Annotated in this window: 22 protein-coding genes, 1 pseudogene and 1 riboswitch; of the genes and pseudogenes, 7 read left to right on the forward strand and 16 right to left on the reverse strand. The window is 61.1% G+C overall.

What is annotated here, in order from left to right:
• Nucleotides 1-39 precede the first annotated feature (39 nt).
• Nucleotides 40-639 carry a tRNA-uridine aminocarboxypropyltransferase gene (locus QRN38_RS27515; protein WP_005766709.1) on the reverse strand — a complete coding sequence of 200 codons (600 nt, stop codon included), beginning with the start codon at nucleotides 637-639 and terminating at the stop codon, nucleotides 40-42.
• A gap of 228 nt (nucleotides 640-867) precedes the next feature.
• Here QRN38_RS27515 and QRN38_RS27520 point away from each other — a divergent pair, with 228 nt between their 5' ends.
• Nucleotides 868-1,182, forward strand: coding sequence for a hypothetical protein (locus tag QRN38_RS27520; RefSeq protein WP_005766707.1), 315 nt, complete (start codon nucleotides 868-870; stop codon nucleotides 1,180-1,182).
• 90 nt (nucleotides 1,183-1,272) lie between these two features.
• On the opposite strand, the gene QRN38_RS27525 is transcribed toward QRN38_RS27520, so the two are convergent.
• A complete protein-coding gene (locus QRN38_RS27525; protein ID WP_005766705.1) occupies nucleotides 1,273-1,395 on the reverse strand; it encodes a PA1414 family protein in 123 nt (40 codons plus the stop codon).
• Nucleotides 1,396-1,589: 194 nt separating this feature from the next.
• Nucleotides 1,590-2,954: a DNA recombination protein RmuC gene (locus QRN38_RS27530; protein WP_163004347.1), complete on the reverse strand. Its 1,365-nt coding sequence runs from the start codon at nucleotides 2,952-2,954 to the stop codon at nucleotides 1,590-1,592.
• A 757-nt stretch (nucleotides 2,955-3,711) separates the two neighbouring features.
• Between QRN38_RS27530 and QRN38_RS27535 the strand changes: the two genes are divergently transcribed.
• The 4 genes from QRN38_RS27535 to QRN38_RS27550 all read left to right on the forward strand — a co-directional run bounded on the left by QRN38_RS27535 (nucleotide 3,712) and on the right by QRN38_RS27550 (nucleotide 6,624).
• Complete coding sequence (locus QRN38_RS27535; protein WP_005766701.1) at nucleotides 3,712-4,017, forward strand: hypothetical protein; 306 nt, start codon at nucleotides 3,712-3,714, stop codon at nucleotides 4,015-4,017.
• A gap of 480 nt (nucleotides 4,018-4,497) precedes the next feature.
• A complete protein-coding gene (locus tag QRN38_RS27540) occupies nucleotides 4,498-4,716 on the forward strand; it encodes a hypothetical protein (protein ID WP_003378914.1) in 219 nt (72 codons plus the stop codon).
• A 241-nt stretch (nucleotides 4,717-4,957) separates the two neighbouring features.
• A complete protein-coding gene (locus QRN38_RS27545) occupies nucleotides 4,958-6,241 on the forward strand; it encodes an OmpP1/FadL family transporter (protein ID WP_081025286.1) in 1,284 nt (427 codons plus the stop codon).
• A gap of 125 nt (nucleotides 6,242-6,366) precedes the next feature.
• Nucleotides 6,367-6,624 carry a hypothetical protein gene (locus QRN38_RS27550; protein ID WP_259641476.1) on the forward strand — a complete coding sequence of 86 codons (258 nt, stop codon included), beginning with the start codon at nucleotides 6,367-6,369 and terminating at the stop codon, nucleotides 6,622-6,624.
• Nucleotides 6,625-7,036: 412 nt separating this feature from the next.
• Here QRN38_RS27550 and QRN38_RS27555 read toward each other — a convergent pair whose 3' ends face one another.
• Complete coding sequence (locus QRN38_RS27555) at nucleotides 7,037-7,588, reverse strand: glutathione peroxidase (RefSeq protein ID WP_057417523.1); 552 nt, start codon at nucleotides 7,586-7,588, stop codon at nucleotides 7,037-7,039.
• A 14-nt stretch (nucleotides 7,589-7,602) separates the two neighbouring features.
• On the opposite strand from QRN38_RS27555, the pseudogene QRN38_RS28095 reads away from it, so the two are divergent.
• Nucleotides 7,603-7,653, forward strand: a pseudogene (locus tag QRN38_RS28095) (LEPR-XLL domain-containing protein); the annotation flags it as partial.
• Here the strand turns inward: QRN38_RS28095 and QRN38_RS27560 are convergent.
• The 12 genes from QRN38_RS27560 to cobO all read right to left on the reverse strand — a co-directional run bounded on the left by QRN38_RS27560 (nucleotide 7,650) and on the right by cobO (nucleotide 17,904).
• Nucleotides 7,650-7,772 (reverse strand): hypothetical protein, encoded by a 123-nt coding sequence (locus QRN38_RS27560; RefSeq protein WP_003381613.1) that lies wholly within the window; start codon nucleotides 7,770-7,772, stop codon nucleotides 7,650-7,652. The pseudogene QRN38_RS28095 and the gene QRN38_RS27560 sit on opposite strands and share 4 nt — an antisense overlap.
• Nucleotides 7,769-8,977, reverse strand: a complete 1,209-nt coding sequence (locus QRN38_RS27565; protein WP_057417522.1) for an MFS transporter — start codon at nucleotides 8,975-8,977, stop codon at nucleotides 7,769-7,771. The genes QRN38_RS27560 and QRN38_RS27565 overlap by 4 nt, the downstream gene beginning before the upstream one ends.
• A 97-nt stretch (nucleotides 8,978-9,074) precedes the next feature.
• Nucleotides 9,075-9,806 (reverse strand): adenosylcobinamide-GDP ribazoletransferase, encoded by a 732-nt coding sequence (locus tag QRN38_RS27570; protein ID WP_057417521.1) that lies wholly within the window; start codon nucleotides 9,804-9,806, stop codon nucleotides 9,075-9,077.
• A 5-nt stretch (nucleotides 9,807-9,811) separates the two neighbouring features.
• On the reverse strand, nucleotides 9,812-10,384 hold the full coding sequence (gene cobC / locus QRN38_RS27575) for an alpha-ribazole phosphatase family protein (RefSeq protein WP_005766688.1): 573 nt from the start codon (nucleotides 10,382-10,384) through the stop codon (nucleotides 9,812-9,814).
• Nucleotides 10,381-11,433 (reverse strand): nicotinate-nucleotide--dimethylbenzimidazole phosphoribosyltransferase, encoded by a 1,053-nt coding sequence (gene cobT, locus QRN38_RS27580; RefSeq protein WP_057417520.1) that lies wholly within the window; start codon nucleotides 11,431-11,433, stop codon nucleotides 10,381-10,383. Before cobT ends, cobC begins: the two co-directional genes overlap by 4 nt.
• The gene (gene cobU / locus QRN38_RS27585; RefSeq protein WP_005766684.1) at nucleotides 11,430-11,951 is read right to left on the reverse strand and encodes a bifunctional adenosylcobinamide kinase/adenosylcobinamide-phosphate guanylyltransferase; all 522 of its coding nucleotides are present in this window, start codon (nucleotides 11,949-11,951) and stop codon (nucleotides 11,430-11,432) included. The genes cobT and cobU overlap by 4 nt, the downstream gene beginning before the upstream one ends.
• Entirely contained in the window at nucleotides 11,952-13,412 is a 1,461-nt protein-coding gene (locus QRN38_RS27590) for a cobyric acid synthase (protein WP_057417519.1), read from the reverse strand.
• A complete protein-coding gene (cobD, locus tag QRN38_RS27595) occupies nucleotides 13,409-14,413 on the reverse strand; it encodes a threonine-phosphate decarboxylase CobD (RefSeq protein WP_285362936.1) in 1,005 nt (334 codons plus the stop codon). Before cobD ends, QRN38_RS27590 begins: the two co-directional genes overlap by 4 nt.
• A complete protein-coding gene (cbiB, locus tag QRN38_RS27600; RefSeq protein ID WP_005766677.1) occupies nucleotides 14,406-15,314 on the reverse strand; it encodes an adenosylcobinamide-phosphate synthase CbiB in 909 nt (302 codons plus the stop codon). Before cbiB ends, cobD begins: the two co-directional genes overlap by 8 nt.
• Nucleotides 15,311-15,961 (reverse strand): 5,6-dimethylbenzimidazole synthase, encoded by a 651-nt coding sequence (gene bluB / locus QRN38_RS27605; RefSeq protein WP_057417517.1) that lies wholly within the window; start codon nucleotides 15,959-15,961, stop codon nucleotides 15,311-15,313. The genes cbiB and bluB overlap by 4 nt, the downstream gene beginning before the upstream one ends.
• Nucleotides 15,958-17,253, reverse strand: coding sequence for a cobyrinic acid a,c-diamide synthase CobB (locus QRN38_RS27610; protein ID WP_005766673.1), 1,296 nt, complete (start codon nucleotides 17,251-17,253; stop codon nucleotides 15,958-15,960). The genes bluB and QRN38_RS27610 overlap by 4 nt, the downstream gene beginning before the upstream one ends.
• 39 nt (nucleotides 17,254-17,292) lie before the next feature.
• A complete protein-coding gene (gene cobO / locus QRN38_RS27615) occupies nucleotides 17,293-17,904 on the reverse strand; it encodes a cob(I)yrinic acid a,c-diamide adenosyltransferase (protein ID WP_005766671.1) in 612 nt (203 codons plus the stop codon).
• A 91-nt stretch (nucleotides 17,905-17,995) separates the two neighbouring features.
• Nucleotides 17,996-18,209, reverse strand: a riboswitch (cobalamin riboswitch).
• A gap of 119 nt (nucleotides 18,210-18,328) precedes the next feature.
• Here cobO and QRN38_RS27620 point away from each other — a divergent pair.
• On the forward strand, nucleotides 18,329-19,657 hold the full coding sequence (locus tag QRN38_RS27620; protein WP_054089685.1) for a PQQ-dependent sugar dehydrogenase: 1,329 nt from the start codon (nucleotides 18,329-18,331) through the stop codon (nucleotides 19,655-19,657).
• Nucleotides 19,658-19,702 lie beyond the last annotated feature (45 nt).

A 19,702-nucleotide genomic window follows, 5' to 3' on the forward strand; every position in this document is an offset into this window, starting at 1 on the left:
GCTACAGCTGGGCACGGTTAACGTCGCAAATTGTGTTCTTTACCGTTGATTGCCGTGATTGCGCTGATACGTGTCGTTGCCCATGGCTTGAATCTGGCCGTCGATCAGGGCATCGAAAGGCTTGAGCAGTGCCTCGAAAGCATTCGGCGCTTCCAGCGTCTGCAAGGTATGAACGATGGCTTCCAGCGTCGATAACGCCTCCGGGCCCGGCGCTTTGCGCAGCCGATAACGCGAAGCGGGCACGCTGCCGAGTGTCACCCTCGGCAGCGCGGCCAACAGCGGGTTGAGGTGCAGCAGCTTGCGCGCCTTGCGCCAGGTGCCATCCGGGACGACCAGCAGCATCGGCGTGGCATCAGGCGCGTAAGCCGTCAACGTCTCGGCCGCGTCGCCTGGAAACAGCAGCCGCGCCTGGTAGCCGGGCGGGTTCAGAAGCGTGTGCAGATCATCGAACACTTCACCCACGCACAGCTGCGCATTGACCAGCCCCAACGCTGCCAGTCGCGCAGTGTTCAAGGCATGACTGACTTCATCAGGATGCTGCAGGATCAACACCCGCGTGCGGCTTTCGATCTGCGGGATCAAGGCGCAGAGGCAATACCCAGTCGGGCGCAGGCATCGTTTACAGCGGGCGCGGGGCATCGGTTCTCGCTCGGCCTGTCTTTAGGGGGTCAATCAAGCATGCTGCGTTATGCCATGACCTGTGGTCCGGCATAACCGCCTGTCGAACAGCGGCGTAGTTTAAACAAAACGCCGCCGCTGCGCCGGGGCAAACCGTCGCCGCGACAGCGATTTGAGCTAGCCTTGAGGTTTGGGCTGGTCAATGAAGTACGCCTGCTGAATCTGACAAGATCAACATCAGGGGCTTTCATGAATCGCGAAGCAATCAAACAAAAGGTGTTTGACGCACTGGGCATCATTCTAGTGGACAAGAGCGTCATTGACGAAGGTGCCACGTTCAGCGAACTGTTTCTCGAAGACGACGACGTCGAAAACCTTTTCATCTCGCTGGAAGAAGCGTTCGACCTTACCTTCCCACGGCCCATCAAACAGCAGGCAATCGACAACGCCAGCGAATTCTCTCTGCACATGATCGTCGAGCTGGTGGTCATGATGGGGAAGGAAACACAGTCGAGAGAGGAAAAAGACGAGAAACGCAAAAGAAAGCCCGGACTTCAGCATTGAAGAATGCCAGCCCCTTGATTCGGGGCGGTCCAGTGCGCCCCGATGAGATTGCAGCGTTCGCTACCCTGCCAGCAGGGTCAGGCGAAAGGTTTACCGGCGTTGACGAGGACGATTGTCATCGGCGCGAACCGGAATGGGTTGCAGCTTTGGTCGTTCGATCAGACCCAATGCAACGCCCAGATCATGGAGCCATTCTTGCAGTTTGGTATTCATGGAGCCCCCTTGAGGGAAAAACCCGGCAGTCAATCTGTACTCATCACTCACAAGGATCATAGAAGCAAATGAACCATTAGCCGAGTGTCACGGAAACATTTTTCCGATGCAGCCAATGTGACATTTGTGCAGGCTTGCTTCTAGTCTTTGCGACGGACGGCCTGTTACTGAACGTTGCATGGACACCGAAAAAATCAGTCGGGCTGCCGAATCAAACCCTCGCCATCTGTCATCGCCCGTTCAAGCAGGTCGGCGGGCAGGCTTTTGCTGGCACGCGCACCCAGCAACTTGAGCTGCTCGCTACGGCTGATCAGGTTGCCGCGCCCCTCGGTCAGCTTGTTGCGCGCGGCCGAATACGCCTTGTCCAGTTGTTGCAGACGGTTGCCGACTTCATCCAGGTCCTGAATGAACAGCACGAACTTGTCATACAGCCAGCCTGCCCGCTCGGCAATCTCGCGCGCGTTCTGGCTCTGGCGCTCCTGCTTCCACAGGCTGTCGATCACGCGCAATGTGGCGAGCAGCGTCGTGGGGCTGACAATAACGATATTGCGATCGAAGGCTTCCTGAAACAGATTGGGCTCAGCCTGCAAGGCCGCTGAAAACGCCGCCTCGATCGGCACGAACAACAACACGAAATCCAGACTGTGCAAACCTTCGAGACGCTTGTAATCCTTGCCTGAAAGCCCTTTGACGTGATTGCGCAACGACAGTACATGCTGTTTGAGCGCAGCCTGACCGATGACATCGTCATCAGCCGATACGTACTGCTGATAGGCCGTCAGGCTGACCTTGGCGTCGACCACCACCTGTTTGTCGCCCGGCAGCATGATCAGGACGTCGGGCTGAAAGCGTTCACCATCCGGCCCCTTGAGGCTGACCTGGGTCTGATATTCGCGGCCTTTTTCCAACCCGGCATGTTCCAGCACGCGCTCCAGAATCAGCTCACCCCAGTTGCCCTGGGTTTTCTGTCCCTTGAGCGCGCGGGTCAGGTTGGTGGCTTCGTCACTCAGGCGCAGGTTGAGCTGCTGCAAACGCTCCAGCTCTTTGGCCAGCGAAAAACGTTCGCGGGCTTCGTTCTGATAACTTTCTTCGACGCGCTTTTCGAACGACTGGATGCGCTCCTTGAGCGGCGTGAGCAATTGCCCCAACTGCTGCTGACTGGTTTCCGCAAACCGCTGCTCGCGCTCGTCGAAGATCTTGCCAGCCAGTTCGGCGAACTGCGCGCGCAGTTCGTCCCGGGAACCCTGCAAGTCGTTCAGGCGCTGTTGATGGCTGTCCTGCTGTTCACGCAGCTCGGCATTCAGCGCTGCGCAGTGTGCGTCCAGGCGCCGCAACTCGGCTTCTCTGCTGGCCCGCTCATGGCTCCAGCCCTGCGCCGTTTCACGGGCGTTCTCGCTGTCCTGACGCAACAGCTCGACTTCGCGCCGCAGCGCGGCGAGGTCGGCCTGTTTGGCCGCGTTGGCCTGGCCAAGGTCGCTGACCTCGTCACGGCTGGCATCGAGCTGTGCATTGAGACCTTCCTGCGCCATTTGCGCCGTGCTCAGACGTTCGTCCAGCAGCGCGCTCTCGGCCTGACGCAGCGCCAGGCGACGCTGTAACTGCCAGAGCAATGCCAACAATGGCAGCGCTGCTGCAGCAAGACCCAGTAACAGGCTGTTCAGGTCCAGTGCCATAAAGACTCCATGCAGGCTGAATCATCGCCAGCGGCAGTGTGGGTAACGCGGATAATGCAGCACAAACACCGTGTGCAGCGAGGCGAGATCATCAGGCGGGGGCAAATCGGGGGAACGGATTGTACGCATTTTCAGCGCAACGCACAGCCCCTGATTCGGGGACAATTCACTCGGTACAATCCACAGAAGCTGTGGATAACTCAGTGGACAACCCACCTTTAACTTCCGCAAACGCAAGCAGGATGGGGCCTGCGCTCAAACTGACGATTTTTTCACCAGCTAAAAAAACGATGTTTTTCATTGACTTAATAATTCACCATCATAAATCAAACCCTTAGCAACGCTTGTGACAGTGATGTGGCAGCATGCAGCGCTAATGTGCACAACTCCTGGCACAGGCCTTTTTCAGCTATTTCATGCCTCATATAATCGTTGCTCAATTGCATCGTATTCTCAGTAAATACGTGGCTTTCACGTGCTTTTACGGCCCGGAAATCATCGCCACCGCAAGCGATTTAATCCGCGCCGTGCTGCCGAAAAACCCGTCTGGCGATAAACTGCGCTTTTTGCGGTCAAAGCACTGCTCAAAAATACCCTGTTGTCAGTCGTCGACGACTCAATGAATGGATCCATCAGGAAGATAATGCGGGAAATACTCAAGTTGTTTGTCTTGCTGATGGCCGTTTGCGTCATCGCCGTCGCGGCCAGCCTGGTGCTGCCGTCACCGGACGGCAGTGTTTTCGCGTGCGCCGTGCTGCTGTCGGCCATTGCCGTGACGCTGATCATCTGCAGCGACCTGAGCAGGGGCCGCATCAACCAGACCGGCGACATCATGCGCGCGATCGAACACCGCCACTCCCTGCGCCTGACCATCGCCGCCTACCTGCTGGGCTGCTCGATGGTGGCCTCTGCGACGGTGCTGATCTATCGGTTGATCGGGCACTGGTAAATTTATTCGATAGCCCCCTTGCACTGCTGGTGCGGCATCGGTAGTATTGCCGCCGTTAGTACCAAGCTGAAAATCAATTCCGGTCGACAAGTCCCCCGACAGACACTCCTCCATGCGACGAGAATGTTGGCAACAAGGGATCGACCACCTCGATGGTTTCCAGACATGAACCTTTCGCACTGATGCACCATTTGGGGTGGCAGTGCAGACACGGCTCTCATGGTCTGCTTCAACCAGCCTGCAATTGATCAGGATCTTCACCCGGAGCGTAGAACCTTTGCTCCTGTTGTGTTGCCTGCCCTCCTAAGTACCTACCGGTCAGCCAGAGCGCCATACGATAAAGCGCGCTTCAACTGCCTGTCTTGTTCCAGTCAGGTTCTCCGCCCAGCCAGGCTTTTGTATCAAATGTCGGCCCGCGTTTACTGGAATCTTTATTTATGCACGGTATTGTTCCGTGTTGTTTCAGGAAACACCTTGAATATGAATACTCAAACTCAACATGCAATTCACACGCTTACCCATGCTTTTGCCCCGATGAACTGCCTGATCATGGCCGCTCGCAAAGGCTGCTTCAGCTTCACCATCGTCAACGAACATGGCATCGCTCGTCACAGCGAACGCCTGTACCCCGATCAGTACGCCAGCGCAGAACCGCTGCAGGCTGTGATCGAGCGTACCCGTCAGGCCCTCATTGCCTGACGACAGCCGTCCACCGCAAGCCCGAAAGCCCCGCCCTGCAAAGCGGGGCTTTTTTATGCCTGCAATAATAGCGACCCGAAAAACCAAAAGTGCGTCACTGTAACTTCGTAACAAATTGAAGTTCTTACCACATAATCAGGATTGTCCTACAAGAATAGCTCTAAATCGGGCTCCTCAGGCTATAGCGCGCCATCGAAAATGTTGGTAATTTCCGATCGGTGAACAACAAGGAGTTCTAATAATGAAAATAATGACAAAAGCACTTAACCGGACAACTCTTGGACTCGCCCTGGGTCTGGCTTCTTCTCAACTGCTCGCTGCCGGCTTCGCCCTCAACGAACAAAGCATCAGCGGCATGGGCACCGGCTTTGCAGGTCGCTCCTCTTCCGCCGACGATGCCAGCACCGTGTTCGGCAACCCTGCCGGCATGTCGCGTATCAAACGCGAACAAATCAGCGTAGGCGCCGCAGCCGTGATCGCCAAGACCGACATCGACAATGGTCGTGGCACGTTCGGCGGCAGCAACGACGGTGACATGGTTCCCGTGGTTGGTGTGCCAATGGGCTACTACGTCAAACCTATCGATGATCACTGGGCATTTGGTCTGGGCGTGTACGTTCCGTTCGGCCTGGTCACTGATTACGAGAAAGGCTTTGCCGGCCGTTACTGGGGTGACAAGAGCCACGTACAGATCGTGACCTTTCAGCCGACCGTCAGCTACGCATTCAATGACAAGGTTTCTATCGGTTTTGGCCCGACCATCAACCGTATCGACGGTGAATTGACATCGGCTGTCCCTAACCGAGCGTCCCTCGGCACCAACGATGGCAAGGTGAAGATCAAGGGCGATGACACTGCAATCGGCTTCAATGCCGGTATTCTGGTGCAGGCTACTGACACCACGCGCCTGGGTCTGACTTACCATTCCAAAGTCGATTACAAGCTCGAAGGCAAGACCAAGGTAGAAGGCTCTGGTTTTGGTCCTTTCGGCGGTCAGAAGTATGACGCCTCGCTGGATATCTCCACGCCTGAGTCGGTGGACTTCTCCATCACTCAGCAGCTTGATGAAAACTGGACCGTTTATGCAGGCAGCACCTGGACTCGCTGGAGCCGCCTGAAAGACATCACGGTCGAAAACAGCGGCGTCCCTGCCCTGCTGGGTGGCTCTGCCGGCCCAATCGGCACCATCACCGAAGAGCAGAACTGGCATGACACCTGGGCACACGCCATCGGTGCTTCGTACAAGGTCAACAAGGAGTGGACGCTGCGCACTGGCTTCTCCGTTGATCAGTCGCCGACCAACAACGTTAATCGATCCCCTCGCATTCCGACTGGCGATCGCAAGATCATCAGCTTCGGTGCTGGCTGGAGCCCGACCGACGACCTGACCATTGACGTGGCGTACTCGTACCTGCGTGAAGATGAAACCAAGATCCGCGACAGCAGCGCGAGCAAAGGCTCGTACAGCGCCGATTACCGCAATACGGCGCATGGCCTTGGCACTTCAGTTACCTATCGTTTCTGATAAGTAACGGTCAGGCTGAAAAAAGCCCGCAACCGGTGATGGTTGCGGGCTTTTTATTGCGTGCGTGTTGTGCTCAATGTTATGCACAAGTCCGGAACGGCCAGGAACGCTGTGCTTTGACTATCGTGCCGATGCTCAGCGTCGGCATGCAGTTCTGGACGCTCTGCGTCCTCTGTGGCGCTGCGCGTCAGTACCACCGCGCTAAAAAAGCGCTTTCTTTCAACTATCGTGCGACGCTCCGCGTCGGCATGCAGTTCTGGACGCTCTGCGTCCTCTGTGTGGCGCTGCACGTTACACAAGGGGTCTGCGATGTCAGGGGTATTGATGTAAGACTCAAGGCACCTTTTCGCCCCTCGGCGAGTTACTTTGAAGGATCAAAGTAACCAAAATCCCGGCTCCGTTTCCGGCCCGACTTCGTCGGGTTCCTTCGCCCTGTCACTGATCCGGGGGCCGCCGCAACGGGCCATCCTTGGCCCGGTGCGGCTTGCTCGGCGTCCTGCCTCGCATCCCCCGGATCAGCGTCAGGACTCAGCCGTCACTTACGTCGCAATCTACGTCGTCAGTGCCACCGCGCTAAAAAAGCGCTTTCTTTCAACTAGCGTCCTCTGTGTGGCGCTGCGCGTCACTGCGTCGTCACTGCCACCGCGCTAGAAAAGCGCTTTCTTTCAACTAGCGTCCTCTATGTGGCGCTGCGCGTCACTGCGTCGTCAATGACACCGCGATAAAAAAGCGCTTTCGTTTATGGGCAGCGATTACGGGCAGGACATGACACCGTATTCATACACTCAACACCGACTAAGGCTTCGACGCTATCGCCTTCTCAATCGCTGCAATCAATTCAGGATCATCCGGTTTGGTCATGCTGGAGAAGTTGGCGACTACCTTGCCTTGGCGGTCGACCACGTATTTGTAGAAGTTCCAGCGTGGCGCGCTGCTTTGTTCGGCCAGTACTTTGAACAGGTGGGTCGCATCGTCACCACGTACGGCTTGTGGCTCGGTCATGGTGAAGGTCACGCCGTAGTTGACGTAGCAGACTTTGGCGGTCTCCTCGCCGTCCTTGGCCTCTTGTTTGAAGTCGTTGGACGGCACGCCAAGCACTTCGAGCCCCTGCCCTCTGTAGCGCTGGCTCAGTTCTTCAAGCCCTTTGAACTGCGGGGCAAAGCCGCAGAAGCTGGCGGTGTTGACCACCACCAGCGGCTTGCCGGCGAAGCGTTTGCACAGGTCGATGTTTTCCTTGGCGCGCAGCTTGGGCAGTTCCCCTTGCAACAACGGCGGGCAGTCGGCGGCCATTACCGCGCCGCTCATCGAAAGCAGCAGAAGAGGGATCGAAACAAAGCGAATTTTCATCATGGCGTCCCTGAAGAGTATTGTTGTCTGCCGACACGCTACCCCAAGCAACGCCGTCTGCCTAGCAAGCGCCAAGGCCCAGTTGCAATGCGGCCAGCCCGACCTGTTGCCAGGCCCACCAGACCAGCCCCAGCAGCGCCACGCCGGCCAGCACGGCAGACAGCAATGGCCAGCGCCCGCTCATGCCAGACCGCCCTGCGCCTGCAGCCTGGTCACCGGGCGTTCGCGCACTGGCCAGTTCAGCGCAGCCGCCAGCAGGCTCAGCAGCACTGATACCTGCCAGATCAGGTCGTAGCTGCCGGTACGGTCGTAGACCAGGCCACCCAGCCAGCCCCCCAGAAACGCGCCCAACTGATGAAACAGGAAAACGATACCGCCCAGCATCGACAGGTTGCGTACGCCGAATAGCGTCGCCACCGTGCCGTTGGTCAAAGGTACGGTGGACAGCCACAGCAAGCCCATCGCCACGCCGAACAGATAGGCAGTGGTCTGACTGAGCGGGACCGAGATAAACAATACAATAACCACGGCGCGCAGCAGATAGAGCGCTGTCAGCAATCTCGGCTTGGACATGCGCCCGCCCAGCCAGCCCGCGGTGTAAGTGCCGAAGATATTGAACAGCCCGATCAACGCCAGTACCGTGGTGCCGACCTTGGCGGGCAAGTGCTGGTCCACCAAGTAGGCGGGCAGATGCACACCGATGAACACCACCTGAAAGCCGCAGACAAAAAAGCCCAGCGCCAGCAGCCAGAACCCCGAATGCGAGCAGGCTTCACGCAGTGCCTCACCGAGGGTCAGTTCGACGCCGCTAGAAACACTCGGCGTGTCCTTGAGCATGCCCACCAGTGGCAGAATCAACGCAACCATCACGCCCAGCACCAACAAGGCGCCGGACCAGCCCAGCCAACTGATCAGCCCCAGGGTACCAGGCAGCATCGCGAACTGGCCGAACGAGCCCGCCGCGCTGGCGATACCCATGCCCATGCTGCGTTTCTCGGCAGGCAGCGCACGCCCTACTACACCGAGGATGACCGAGAACGAGGTGCCGGACAGGCCGATGCCGATCAATAACCCGGCGCTCAACGAAAGGCTCAGGGGCGAATCAGCCATGCTCATGCACAACAGCCCCACTGCATAAAGGATGCCGCCGACAAAGACGACTTTTGCCGCACCAAAGCGGTCAGCCAGCGCGCCGGCAAACGGCTGCGCCAGGCCCCACATCAGGTTTTGCAGCGCAATGGCAAACGCAAAGACCTCACGCCCCCAGCCGAAATCCGCGCTCATGGGCGCCAGGAAAAGCCCGAAACCGTGCCGTGTGCCCAGCGATAACGCCAGGATCAACGCACTGCCCAGCAGAATCCAGCCGCTGGTACGCCAGATCGATGTCATGGTGAGCTCCCTGCACGTTGTGTTACATGATTTCACATAGGAGCCGCGAAGCTACGCGCTGCCGGTAAAAGCTGTCAACAACGCATTGGCAAGGCTTTTAAAGCAATGCCAGGGTCAGTACTACTGCCAGCTCCAACAACTCGAGCAACGCCCCGGCCGTGTCGCCCGTACTGCCGCCCAGACGGCGCATCATCATGTGCCGCAACCCGTAGAAACACACCGCGCAGACCAGCAGCGCCGCTATTCCAGACCAACCGGCCAGCACCACACACGCGACCGTACTGACCAGCAACACCTTACGCCCGAGGCTGCGCGGCAGATGATCGGCCAGCGCCTGCCCCAGCCCGCCGGAACGCACGTAGGGCGTGCCGAGGAACAAGGCGAGCATTGCGCTGCGCCCGATCAGCGGTGCCAGCAGTAACCCGATGCTGTTGTGGCTTTCGATCAGCGCCACAATGGCGGCAAATTTGAGCAGCAGCACCACTACCAGCGTGACGACTGCAATAGGCCCGCTGCGTGGGTCTTTCATGATGTTCAGCGTGCGTTCGCGATCACCGAAGCCGCCCAGCCAGGCATCGGCACTGTCGGCCAGACCGTCCAGGTGCAAACCGCCGCTGAGCAGCACCCAGGCACTGAGCAGCAGCGCGGCATGCAGCATCAGCGGCGCACCGCTGAGCAGTGCGTTAAAACCCAGCAGCAACGTGCCGAACACCACGCCCACCAGCGGATAGAACAACAGCGAGCGGCCCAGCTCTGCGGGGCGCGGCATGCCGGGCAGACGGATGGGCAGGCTGCCGAGAAATTGTAGGGCGATCCAGAACGGCAACATGTGTGTCAGACCTCCGTGAGCAGACCGCCAGCGGCGACCTGAATCGACAGCAGCGCGCCATGACCGACCACCACCTGCAACAACTGCTCACGCGGCAAGCCGCGCGCCTGAGCCAGCAACAGGCGCATGACGCCACCGTGACTGACCACCAGAACGCGCTCACCGTCATACGCCTGATGCAAGCGCTGCACAGCATTGCGCACCCGCGCTGAAAAATCGATCACCGGCTCGCCATTGGGCGGCGTGAACGTATACGGGTCAGCCCAGAACAACCCCAGACCTTCAGCATCGGTGTCCATCAGTTGCGCAGGGCTGTGGCCTTCCCAGTCACCGAAATGCAGCTCCTGCAAACCCGGCTCCAGTTGCAAGGGCAACGACAGGCGTTGCGCCAGTTCTTCGGAAAACCGTGCGCAGCGCTGCAACGGCGAGCTGACAATCCGGTCCCAGGGGCCGCCGTCAATAACAGCCGAACGCATTTGCTGCCAGCCGAGATCAGTCAGCGCATCATCCAGGCTACCGCGCAGGCCGCCGCCCAGTTCGGTTTCACCGTGGCGCAGCAGGTCCAGACGCACGCTCATGCCGGGCGATCTGCCACGGCAGCCTCGGCAAACGTCGCCATGCCGTTGTGCAGCTCGCAGGCCAGACGCACCAGTGGCACGGCCAGTGCCGCACCGCTGCCCTCGCCCAGGCGCAGACCCAGGTCAAGCAGCGGTTCGGCCTGCAGGGTTTCCAGCAAGTGACGATGCCCAGGCTCGGCACCGCGATGACCAAACAGCAGCCAGTCGCGGCAGGATGGGTTCAAGCGCACCGCCACCAGTGCGGCCACGCTGCAGATGAAGCCATCGACCATTGCCACGATGCCTTCCTGCGCGCAGGCCAGATAAGCGCCGGTCAATGCAGCGATCTCGAAGCCACCCAGGCAGAACAGGCTCTGCAACGGGTCGCCCGCATGTTCGGCATGCAACGCCAAGGCGCGCTTGATGACCCGGGTCTTGTGCACAATGCCTTCGGCGTTCAGCCCGGTGCCGGGGCCGACCAGCAACGGCGCGGCACATTCCAGCACCGAGCAGGCCACGGCGCTGGCCGCAGCGGTGTTACCAATGCCCATTTCACCGCCGATGAACAGCTCGGTGCCGACCGCCTTGGCGCGCAACACGCTGTCACGCCCGGCCTGCAAGGCAGCAAGGCCCTGCTCGACCGTCATGGCCGGCCCGTCGACAAAGTTGGCCGTGCCCGCGCCGATACGCAAATGGCGTACACCGGGCAAATCCATCGGCGACACCGTGCCCAGATCCACCACGTCCAGTTGCGCCGAAAGCTGCCGCGCCAGCACGCTGATGGCTGCGCCGCCATTGACGAAGTTATGCAGCATTTGCCCGGTGACTTCCTGTGGATATGCCGAAACACCTTCCGCGACCACGCCATGGTCACCGGCAAAGATTGCGATCCACAGTTTGTCGGCAGCCGGACGCTCGCGCCCTTGCAGCCCGGAAAGCTGCACTGCCAAGCGCTCCAGTTGTGCCAGCGAACCGGCGGGCTTGGTCAGTTGTTGCTGACGCGCCAGTGCCGCTTCGCGCATCGGTACGTCAATGGCCTGTGCAGGTTTGAGCCACCAGGAATTACTCATAGCGCGGTTCCTTTCAATGTCAGGGGCAGACCAGCAACGGTTAGTACGACTCGCTGGCAACGCTCGGCCAGCGCCTGATGCAACAGGCCGGCTTCGTCGACGTAGCGGCGCGTCAGCTCACCGAGCGGCACAACGCCAAGCCCGGTTTCGTTGCTGACAAAAATGATTTCACCCGGCAGTTCCGCCAGGCAGTCGAGCAGCGCTTCACGCTCCTGAATCAGACGCTCAGGGTTGTCGAGCATCAGCAGGTTGGTCAGCCACAGGGTCAGGCAATCGACCAGCAGACAGCAGCCGGGCGCGGCGTTTTCGCGCAGCACCCGCGCCAGTTCGACAGGTTCTTCGACCAGCCCCCAATGATCGGGGCGACGGGCGCGATGGCTGGCAACACGCTGATTCATCTCGCCATCAAGGGGCTGGCTGGTGGCGATGTAGATCACACTCAGCACCGAGTCGGCCGCCAGTTTCTCCGCCAGGCGACTTTTGCCGGACCGCGCCCCCCCAAGTATCAGTTGCAGCATTCAGGTCGCCTCCAGGCCGCACAGCTCACGGAGCAAGGTGCCGTCCAGGTGTTTTTCCACCAGATCCGCCAGCCGCTCGATGTCGCGCTCGCGCAACGCGTGATAATCCACCGACTGGACGTTTTCCAGCCCCGCCCAGCGCAACAGCGCGCCGCAGGCGGCAGGCGACTCGAACAGGCCGTGCAGGTAAGTACCGAGAATCTGTCCGTCGGCACTCTGCGCGCCGTCGCAACGGCCATCGTCCAGTTGAACAGCAGCCTGCTCCAGCGCCGCGCCCGTGGTCACGCCGGCATGAATTTCATAGCCGCTGACTTCTGCGTCTTCCAGCGTCAGGCGTCCGCGCACGTTGCGCAATTGCTTTTCGGTTTCCAGCACCGTGCTCATCGCCAGCAGGCCCAGACCGGCACTGGAACCCGCCGCGCCTTCCAGCCCCAGCGGGTCGTGCAGGTGCTCGCCGAGCATTTGCAGACCGCCGCAGATGCCCATCAGCTTGCCGCCGTAGCGCAAGTGCCGGTCGATGGCCGTTTCCCAGCCGTTGGAGCGCAGGTAATTCAGGTCGCTGCGCACGCTTTTCGAGCCGGGCAGAATGATCAGGTCGGCAGGCGGAATGGGTTGGCCCGGGCCGATAAATTGCAGGTTGACCTGCGGATGCAGGCGCAGCGGGTCAAAATCGGTGTGATTACTGATGCGCGGCAGCACCGGCACGACCACATTCAGGACCTGCTCGACCTTGTCGGTCTGGCGCTGATCAAGGCCGTCTTCGGCCTCCAGGTGCAGGTCCATCACGTAGGGCAGCACGCCGACCACCGGTTTGCCGGTGCGCGCTTCAAGCCAGTCCAGCCCCGGTTGCAGCAAGGCAATGTCGCCGCGAAAACGGTTGATGATGAAGCCTTTGACCCGCGCCTGTTCGCTGGGCGACAGCAGCTCCAGCGTGCCGACCAGATGAGCAAACACGCCGCCACGATTGATGTCGGCAATCAACAGCACCGGGCAGTCCACGGCCTCGGCAAAGCCCATGTTGGCGATGTCATTGGCGCGCAGGTTGATTTCAGCAGGCGACCCCGCGCCTTCGACCATGATCACCGGGTAGCTTTCGCTCAACCGACGATGCGACTCCAGCACCGCCTGCATGGCGATCTCTTTATAGCCGTGGTAGGCCACCGCATTCATGGTGGTGACGGCGCGGCCATGAATAATGACCTGCGCGCCGGTGTCGCTGTTGGGCTTGAGCAGCACCGGGTTCATGTCGGTGTGCGGCGCCAGGAAGCACGCCTGCGCCTGTACCGCCTGCGCACGACCGATCTCGCCGCCATCCGCCGTCACCGCGCTGTTGAGCGCCATGTTCTGCGGCTTGAAGGGCACGACCTTGACGCCCTGGCGGGTCAGCCAGCGGCACAGTGCCGTCACCAGCGTGCTCTTACCGGCATCGGAAGTGGTGCCTTGCACCATCAGCGTGGTCATGCAAACTCCTTGCGGTATTCAAGCAGAACGTTGTGCAGACGCTGCCAGTCGGCCTCGTCGCGGGGCAAGCCGAAACGCAGGCTGCCAGACTCGGGCGTGTCACCCATGAACAGACGCAACAGGACGCCGCGTTGCGCACAGAACTCGTAAAGCGACTGCGCCTCGGCAGTCACCAACCATTGAAACAGCGCGCAGCCGCCATCTGGCGTCAGACCGTAGTGATCAAGCAATGCCACCAGCCGGTCGCAGGCTTGATTACCGCGCTCGCGTTGCCGGGCCTGACCAGGCAGATCGCTCAGGCAGGCCTGGCCGATGATCCGGGTCGGGCCGCTGACCGACCACGGGCCGATCTCCTGTGCGAGCATTTTCAGCAAGACCGGCTCAGCCAGCACAAAGCCAAGCCGAACCCCGGCCAGGCCGAAAAACTTGCCGAACGAACGCAGCACAATCAGCCCGATGCGCCAGGTCTCGGCCGCCAGGCTCAGGCCTGGCGTGTTGTCCATGAACGCTTCATCCACCACCAGCCAGCCACCGCGCTCGGCCAGTCGCGCATGCCATTCCAGCAGGCGCTCGGTGCTCAGGTGCAGGCCGGTCGGGTTGTTGGGGTTGACCACCACCAGTACGTCGAGGCTGTCGAGAAAATACTCGACCTCCTGCTCGCCGACCTCACGCACGACATAGCCGCTTTTGCGCCAGGCATGCGCGTGCTCGGCATAACACGGCGATAACACGCCGACCCGCCCGCCGCTGCGCACCCGTGGCAGCGCCTGAATCGCGGCTTGCGAACCAGACACCGGCAACAATTGAGGCACACCGTAATAGGCACAGGCCGCGGCTTCCAGACCGTCTTCGGTCTCGGGCAGCCGCGCCCAGGCACGCGCCGGTATATCGGGAATCGGCCACGGCCAAGGCGCGATGCCGGTGGACAGGTCCAGCCAGTCGGCCTGATCGATACCGTAACGCTGCGCCGCTGCGCGCAGCCGCCCGCCGTGCTCAAGCATAAAATTCAGCCGCCACACAGATGACCAGCAGCCACAACCAGACGCCGTGTTGCACCAGTTGCCAGCCGCGATCGATCGAGTCCGCATCGGCAGGAGCGCCCTCGCCCAGTTGCGCACGCTCATGCAGTTCGCCGTGATAAATAGCTGCGCCACCCAGTTCGACGCCCAGCGCGCCTGCGCCAGCGGCCATCACCGGGCCTGCGTTGGGGCTGTCCCAGGTTGGCCCTTGAGTGCGCCAGCAGTGCAGCGCCAGTCGGGTTTTGCCCAACAAGGCGTAGGTCAGCGCCACCAGGCGTGCAGGAATATAGTTGAGCAGGTCGTCTATTTTCGCCGCGGCCCAGCCGAAACGCTCGAAACGCTCGTTGCGATAGCCCCACATGGCGTCCAGCGTGTTGCTCAGCCGGTACAGCACCACGCCGGGCGCACCGGCCACGATAAACCAGAACAAGGCGGCGAACACCGCATCGCTGCCGTTCTCCAGCACCGACTCGGTGGCGGCGCGGGCGACCTCGGTGGCGTCCAGCTCGCTGGTCTGGCGACTGACCAGATAACCGACCCGCTGCCGCGCCTCGTCCAGATCATCGGCGCGCAACGCCTGCGCCACCGGCTGCACGTGCTCACCCAGGCTGCGCATGCCCAGCGCGCAGTACAACGCCAGAATCTCGAACAGCCAGCCGATGTAAGGCAACCAGCTCAACAGCGTGGCCAGCAGCGTCAACGGCACGACTGTAATCACCCAGGCAGTGACGCCATGACTGCGCCAGCCACGCCCGCCGCTGTTGAAGCGTTGCTCGACCCGGTTGGCAAAGCCTCCGAACGCCACCAGTGGATGCCAGCGTTTCGGCTCACCGAGCAACGCATCCAGCGCCACACCGGCGACGCTCAACAGCGCCACACTCATTGACTCACTCCCCATTGATTTTCATACAGCAGTTCATGCAGCGGACGCGCCTGCGCCCAGCCCTCCATGACCAGCATCGGTGCAGGATAAAATGCGTTCACCGGCCCCAGGCAGATGATCGCCAGCGGCTTGGCACCTTCAGGCATGTTCAACAGCGCGGCCAGCGCATCAGGGTCGAACAGCGACACCCAGCCCATGCCCAGCCCTTCGACACGCGAGGCCAGCCAGAGGTTCTGGATGGCGCAGGACAACGAAGCCATGTCCATTTCCGGCAAGGTGCGACGGCCAAAGATATGCTGCTCACGGCCTTCCATCAGCGCGGCGACCAGAACTTCCGCGCAGTCATTGATGCCCTCGACCTTGAGCTTCATGAACGCGTCGGTGCGCTCGCCCAGTGCTTCGGCAGTGCGGATGCGCTCTTCTTCAACCTGCGCCTGCATCTTGCTGCGCAATGCCGGGTCACTGATGCGGATGAAACGCCACGGCTGCATCAGACCAACGCTGGGCGCTTGATGCGCGGCTTCCAGCAAGCGCGCCAGCAGCTCGGGCGCCACCGTGCCGCCGCTGAAATGGCGCATATCACGGCGCTCGGCGATGGCGCGGTACACCGCAGCCCGTTCTTCGGCGCTGAAGGCGTGCTCGGTCATGGCTTGAACAGCGCCGCAATCGCCTGCGGGCAGGACGGGAAATAGAAATGCACGTAGGAGGCGGTCAAGCGCCCGATGCGATAGACCGCCTCGGCCCCCCGCCCGCCATTGGGGCTGACGCCACGGGCAATCGGCTGCAACTCGGTGCTGGTCAGCGAATGGTGATACGTGTGGCCGTGCAGCGTGCCTTCGGGCAGCTCGACCGCTTGCAGGGCCAACGCCGCCAGACGCTTCTGCATGACCGCTTCACCGGCGAGCAGCCCGACCAGTTCGGCGCGCACGCCCTCCACGTCGGTCAAGGCATCAAGCAGGTAAAGCATGCCACCGCACTCGGCCAGCATCGGTTTACCGGCATTGTGGTGAGCCCTGATCGCGGCCTGCATTGAGGTGTTGGCCGCCAGCGCAAGGTGATGCAGCTCCGGGTAGCCGCCCGGCAGGTACAGACTGTCGGCTTCGGGTAGCTGGCTGTCATGGATTGGCGAGAAGAACGTCAGCTCTGCGCCCATATTGCGCAGCAGGTCCAGGCTCGCGCCATATAGAAAGGCAAAGGCCTCGTCGCGGGCAATAGCAATGCGCACACCCTTGAGCAGCGGCTCGACCTCGACCGGATCAGGCGCGGTAAACGTCACCGCAGGCGGCAACGCCACTTCGCAGGTGCTGGCCAGCGCGGCGGCGGCCATGTCCAGACGCAGGTCGAGGTCGTTGAGCTCACTGGCCTGCACCAGCCCCAGATGACGGCTCGGCAACTCGAAACCGACCTCACGCGACAAGGCGCCGTACCAGCGCAGGCCTTCGGTCAGGCTGTTTTCCAGCAACTGCGCGTGGCGCACGGTGCCGACGCGGTTGGCCAATACCCCGGCAAACGGCAAATCGGGCTGATAGCGCGCCAGCCCCAGCGCCAGCGCGCCGAAGGTCTGCGCCATCGCGGTGCCGTCGATCACGCCCAGCACCGGCACGCCGAAGTGACGCGCCAGATCGGCACTGGATGGCGTGCCGTCGAACAGCCCCATGACGCCTTCGATGAGGATCAGATCCGCTTCATCAGCCGCTTCCCACAACAGCCGACGGCTTTCATCCGCACCGACCATCCACATGTCCAGTTGATAGACCGGCGCGCCGCTGGCCCGCTCGAGGATCATCGGGTCAAGAAAGTCCGGCCCGCACTTGAACACCCGGACCTTGCGGCCCTGATTGCGGTGCAAACGTGCCAGTGCAGCGGTCACCGTGGTTTTGCCTTGCCCGGAGGCAGGCGCAGCGATCAATACCGCCGGGCAATGGCGCGGGGCTCTCATTGCAGTGCTCCCATTGACGCAGTTCTCATGACGAATGGCTCACAGCTCGATACCTTTTTGCGCACGGATACCGGACTGAAACGCATGCTTGACCACACCGATCTCGGAAACCGTGTCGGCCAGGTCGATCAATTCGGGTTTGGCGCCACGGCCGGTCACCAGCACGTGCTGCATCGGCGGGCGCGCCTGCAGGTCAGTCAGCACCTGTTCAAGGTCGAGGTAGCCATGCTTGAGGGCGATGTTCAGCTCGTCGAGCACGACCAGGCCAATGCTCGGATCGCGGAGCATTTCCTGCGACACGGCCCAGGCCGCTTCGGCGGCGGCGATGTCGCGCTGGCGGTCCTGGGTCTCCCAAGTGAAACCCTCGCCCATCACGTGATAACGCACTTGTTCAGGAAAGCGCCGGAAGAACATTTCTTCGCCAGTGCTGTTGCGGCCCTTGATGAACTGCACCACACCGCACTGCATGTCGTGGCCCATGGCCCGGGCGAGCATGCCGAAGGCGGAACTGCTCTTGCCTTTGCCATTGCCGGTCAGTACCAGCAGCAGGCCGCATTCATTGGGCGAGCTGGCAATGCGCTCGTCCATCACGGCTTTTTTGCGCTGCATGCGCGCCAGATGGCGTTCGTCGCGTTCGGGGGATTCGTTCATCTTGGCTCTCCGCTCGGGGCAGGCGAAAGCAGACGGAAGGACAGCACTGGACAGCACGGCTACGCCCTGCACAGAGCATCACCCTCCGTGATGCCATTGAGTGGTTCAGGCCGGTCTCCGGGCTCATGAGCGGGTTACCCCGGCTGCGCGCCTTCCCGTGTCGAAACACAGTGGCACGATGCACAGCCTTGACTCATTTACCGTTGCGGGGGCAGCGCCGGGATCGGATCGGTCGATCCACACCGGCTTCCCTGTTTCACCCTGCCAATCGAGGATTGCAGAGCACCTGAAACAAGCCGCGAAGGGTAGAGGGTTGGGCCGGGAGCGTCAATCGACAGCGCAGCCCGGGAACACGATTGAACCTCGACGGTTTGCAGGGCCTCTATCAGTTACTGGACCACGCCTTTGTTTATGGAGATCGATCATGTTCACACTCAGACCCCACTATGCAGTGCTGCTTCTGGTTGCCGGCGGCCTCGCTGCCTGCGGCGAGTCTTCGACCCTGCAAGTCTCGGATGGAACAGGCCCCTCGCCCAAGCTGCCGGAGCCGAACAAGACGCTGATCCCGACCGTCAATATCGCGCCTGCCATCGGCTGGGAAAAAGGCGCCAAACCGGTGGCCGCACCCGGCACTCAGGTGGCTGCCTTCGCTGAAGGGCTGGATCACCCGCGCTGGCTGTATGTGCTGCCCAACGGTGACGTACTGGTCGCGGAAACCAATTCGCCCGCCAAGCCGGATGACTCCAAAGGCGTTCGCGGCTGGGTCATGGAGAAAGTCATGGGCCGCGCTGGCGCTGGCGTACCGAGCGCCAACCGCATCACCTTGCTGCGTGATGTAGATAAAGATGGCGTCGCAGAAACCCGCACCGTTTTCCTGCAGAACCTCAATTCGCCGTTCGGCATGACGCTGGTGGGCAATAAACTCTATGTGGCCGATACCGACCGCCTGATCAGCTTTCCGTATGAAGCGGGCCAGACGTCGATCAGCGCACAGCCAACCAAGGTGGTTGACCTGCCGGGCGGCACGCTCAACCACCATTGGACCAAGAACGTCATTGCCAGTAAGGACGGCAGCAAGCTGTACGTGACGGTCGGCTCCAACAGCAACGTGGGCGAAAACGGCATGGACCAGGAAGAAGGCCGCGCGGCGATCTGGGAAGTGGACGCCGCGACGGGCAAGCACCGCATCTTTGCGTCCGGCCTGCGCAACCCGAACGGGATGGATTGGGAGCCAAAAACCGGCAAGTTGTGGACGGCAGTGAACGAGCGTGACGAAATCGGCAGCGACCTGGTGCCTGACTACGTGACCTCGGTGCAGGACGGCGCTTTTTATGGCTGGCCTTACAGCTACTATGGCCAGCACGTCGACGAACGCGTCAAACCGCAGAACCCGGCACTGGTCGCCAAGGCCATCGCCCCGGATTACGCGGTCGGCCCGCACACCGCGTCACTGGGCCTGGTGTTCGCCGACGGCAAGACCCTGGCTGCGCCGTTCAACGAAGGCCTGTTCATCGGCCAGCATGGCTCATGGAACCGCAAACCGCACAGCGGCTATAAAGTGGTGTTTGTGCCCTTCAGCGGCGGCAAGCCCAACGGCGCGCCCGTCGATGTGCTGACTGGCTTTCTCAACAAAGACGAAAAAGCCATGGGCCGCCCGGTCGGTGTGGTCAACGATCAGCGCGGCGGTTTGCTGGTGGCGGATGACGTCGGCAACAAGATCTGGCGAGTGACATCGGCCAAGGCGGCTCAATAACGCCGAGCGTAGAGGTTTGACGCGGAGCGCCGCACGATAGTTGAG

It is taken from the genome of Pseudomonas sp. CFBP2511 (assembly GCF_030209255.1).
Lineage (GTDB): Bacteria > Pseudomonadota > Gammaproteobacteria > Pseudomonadales > Pseudomonadaceae > Aquipseudomonas > Aquipseudomonas avellanae.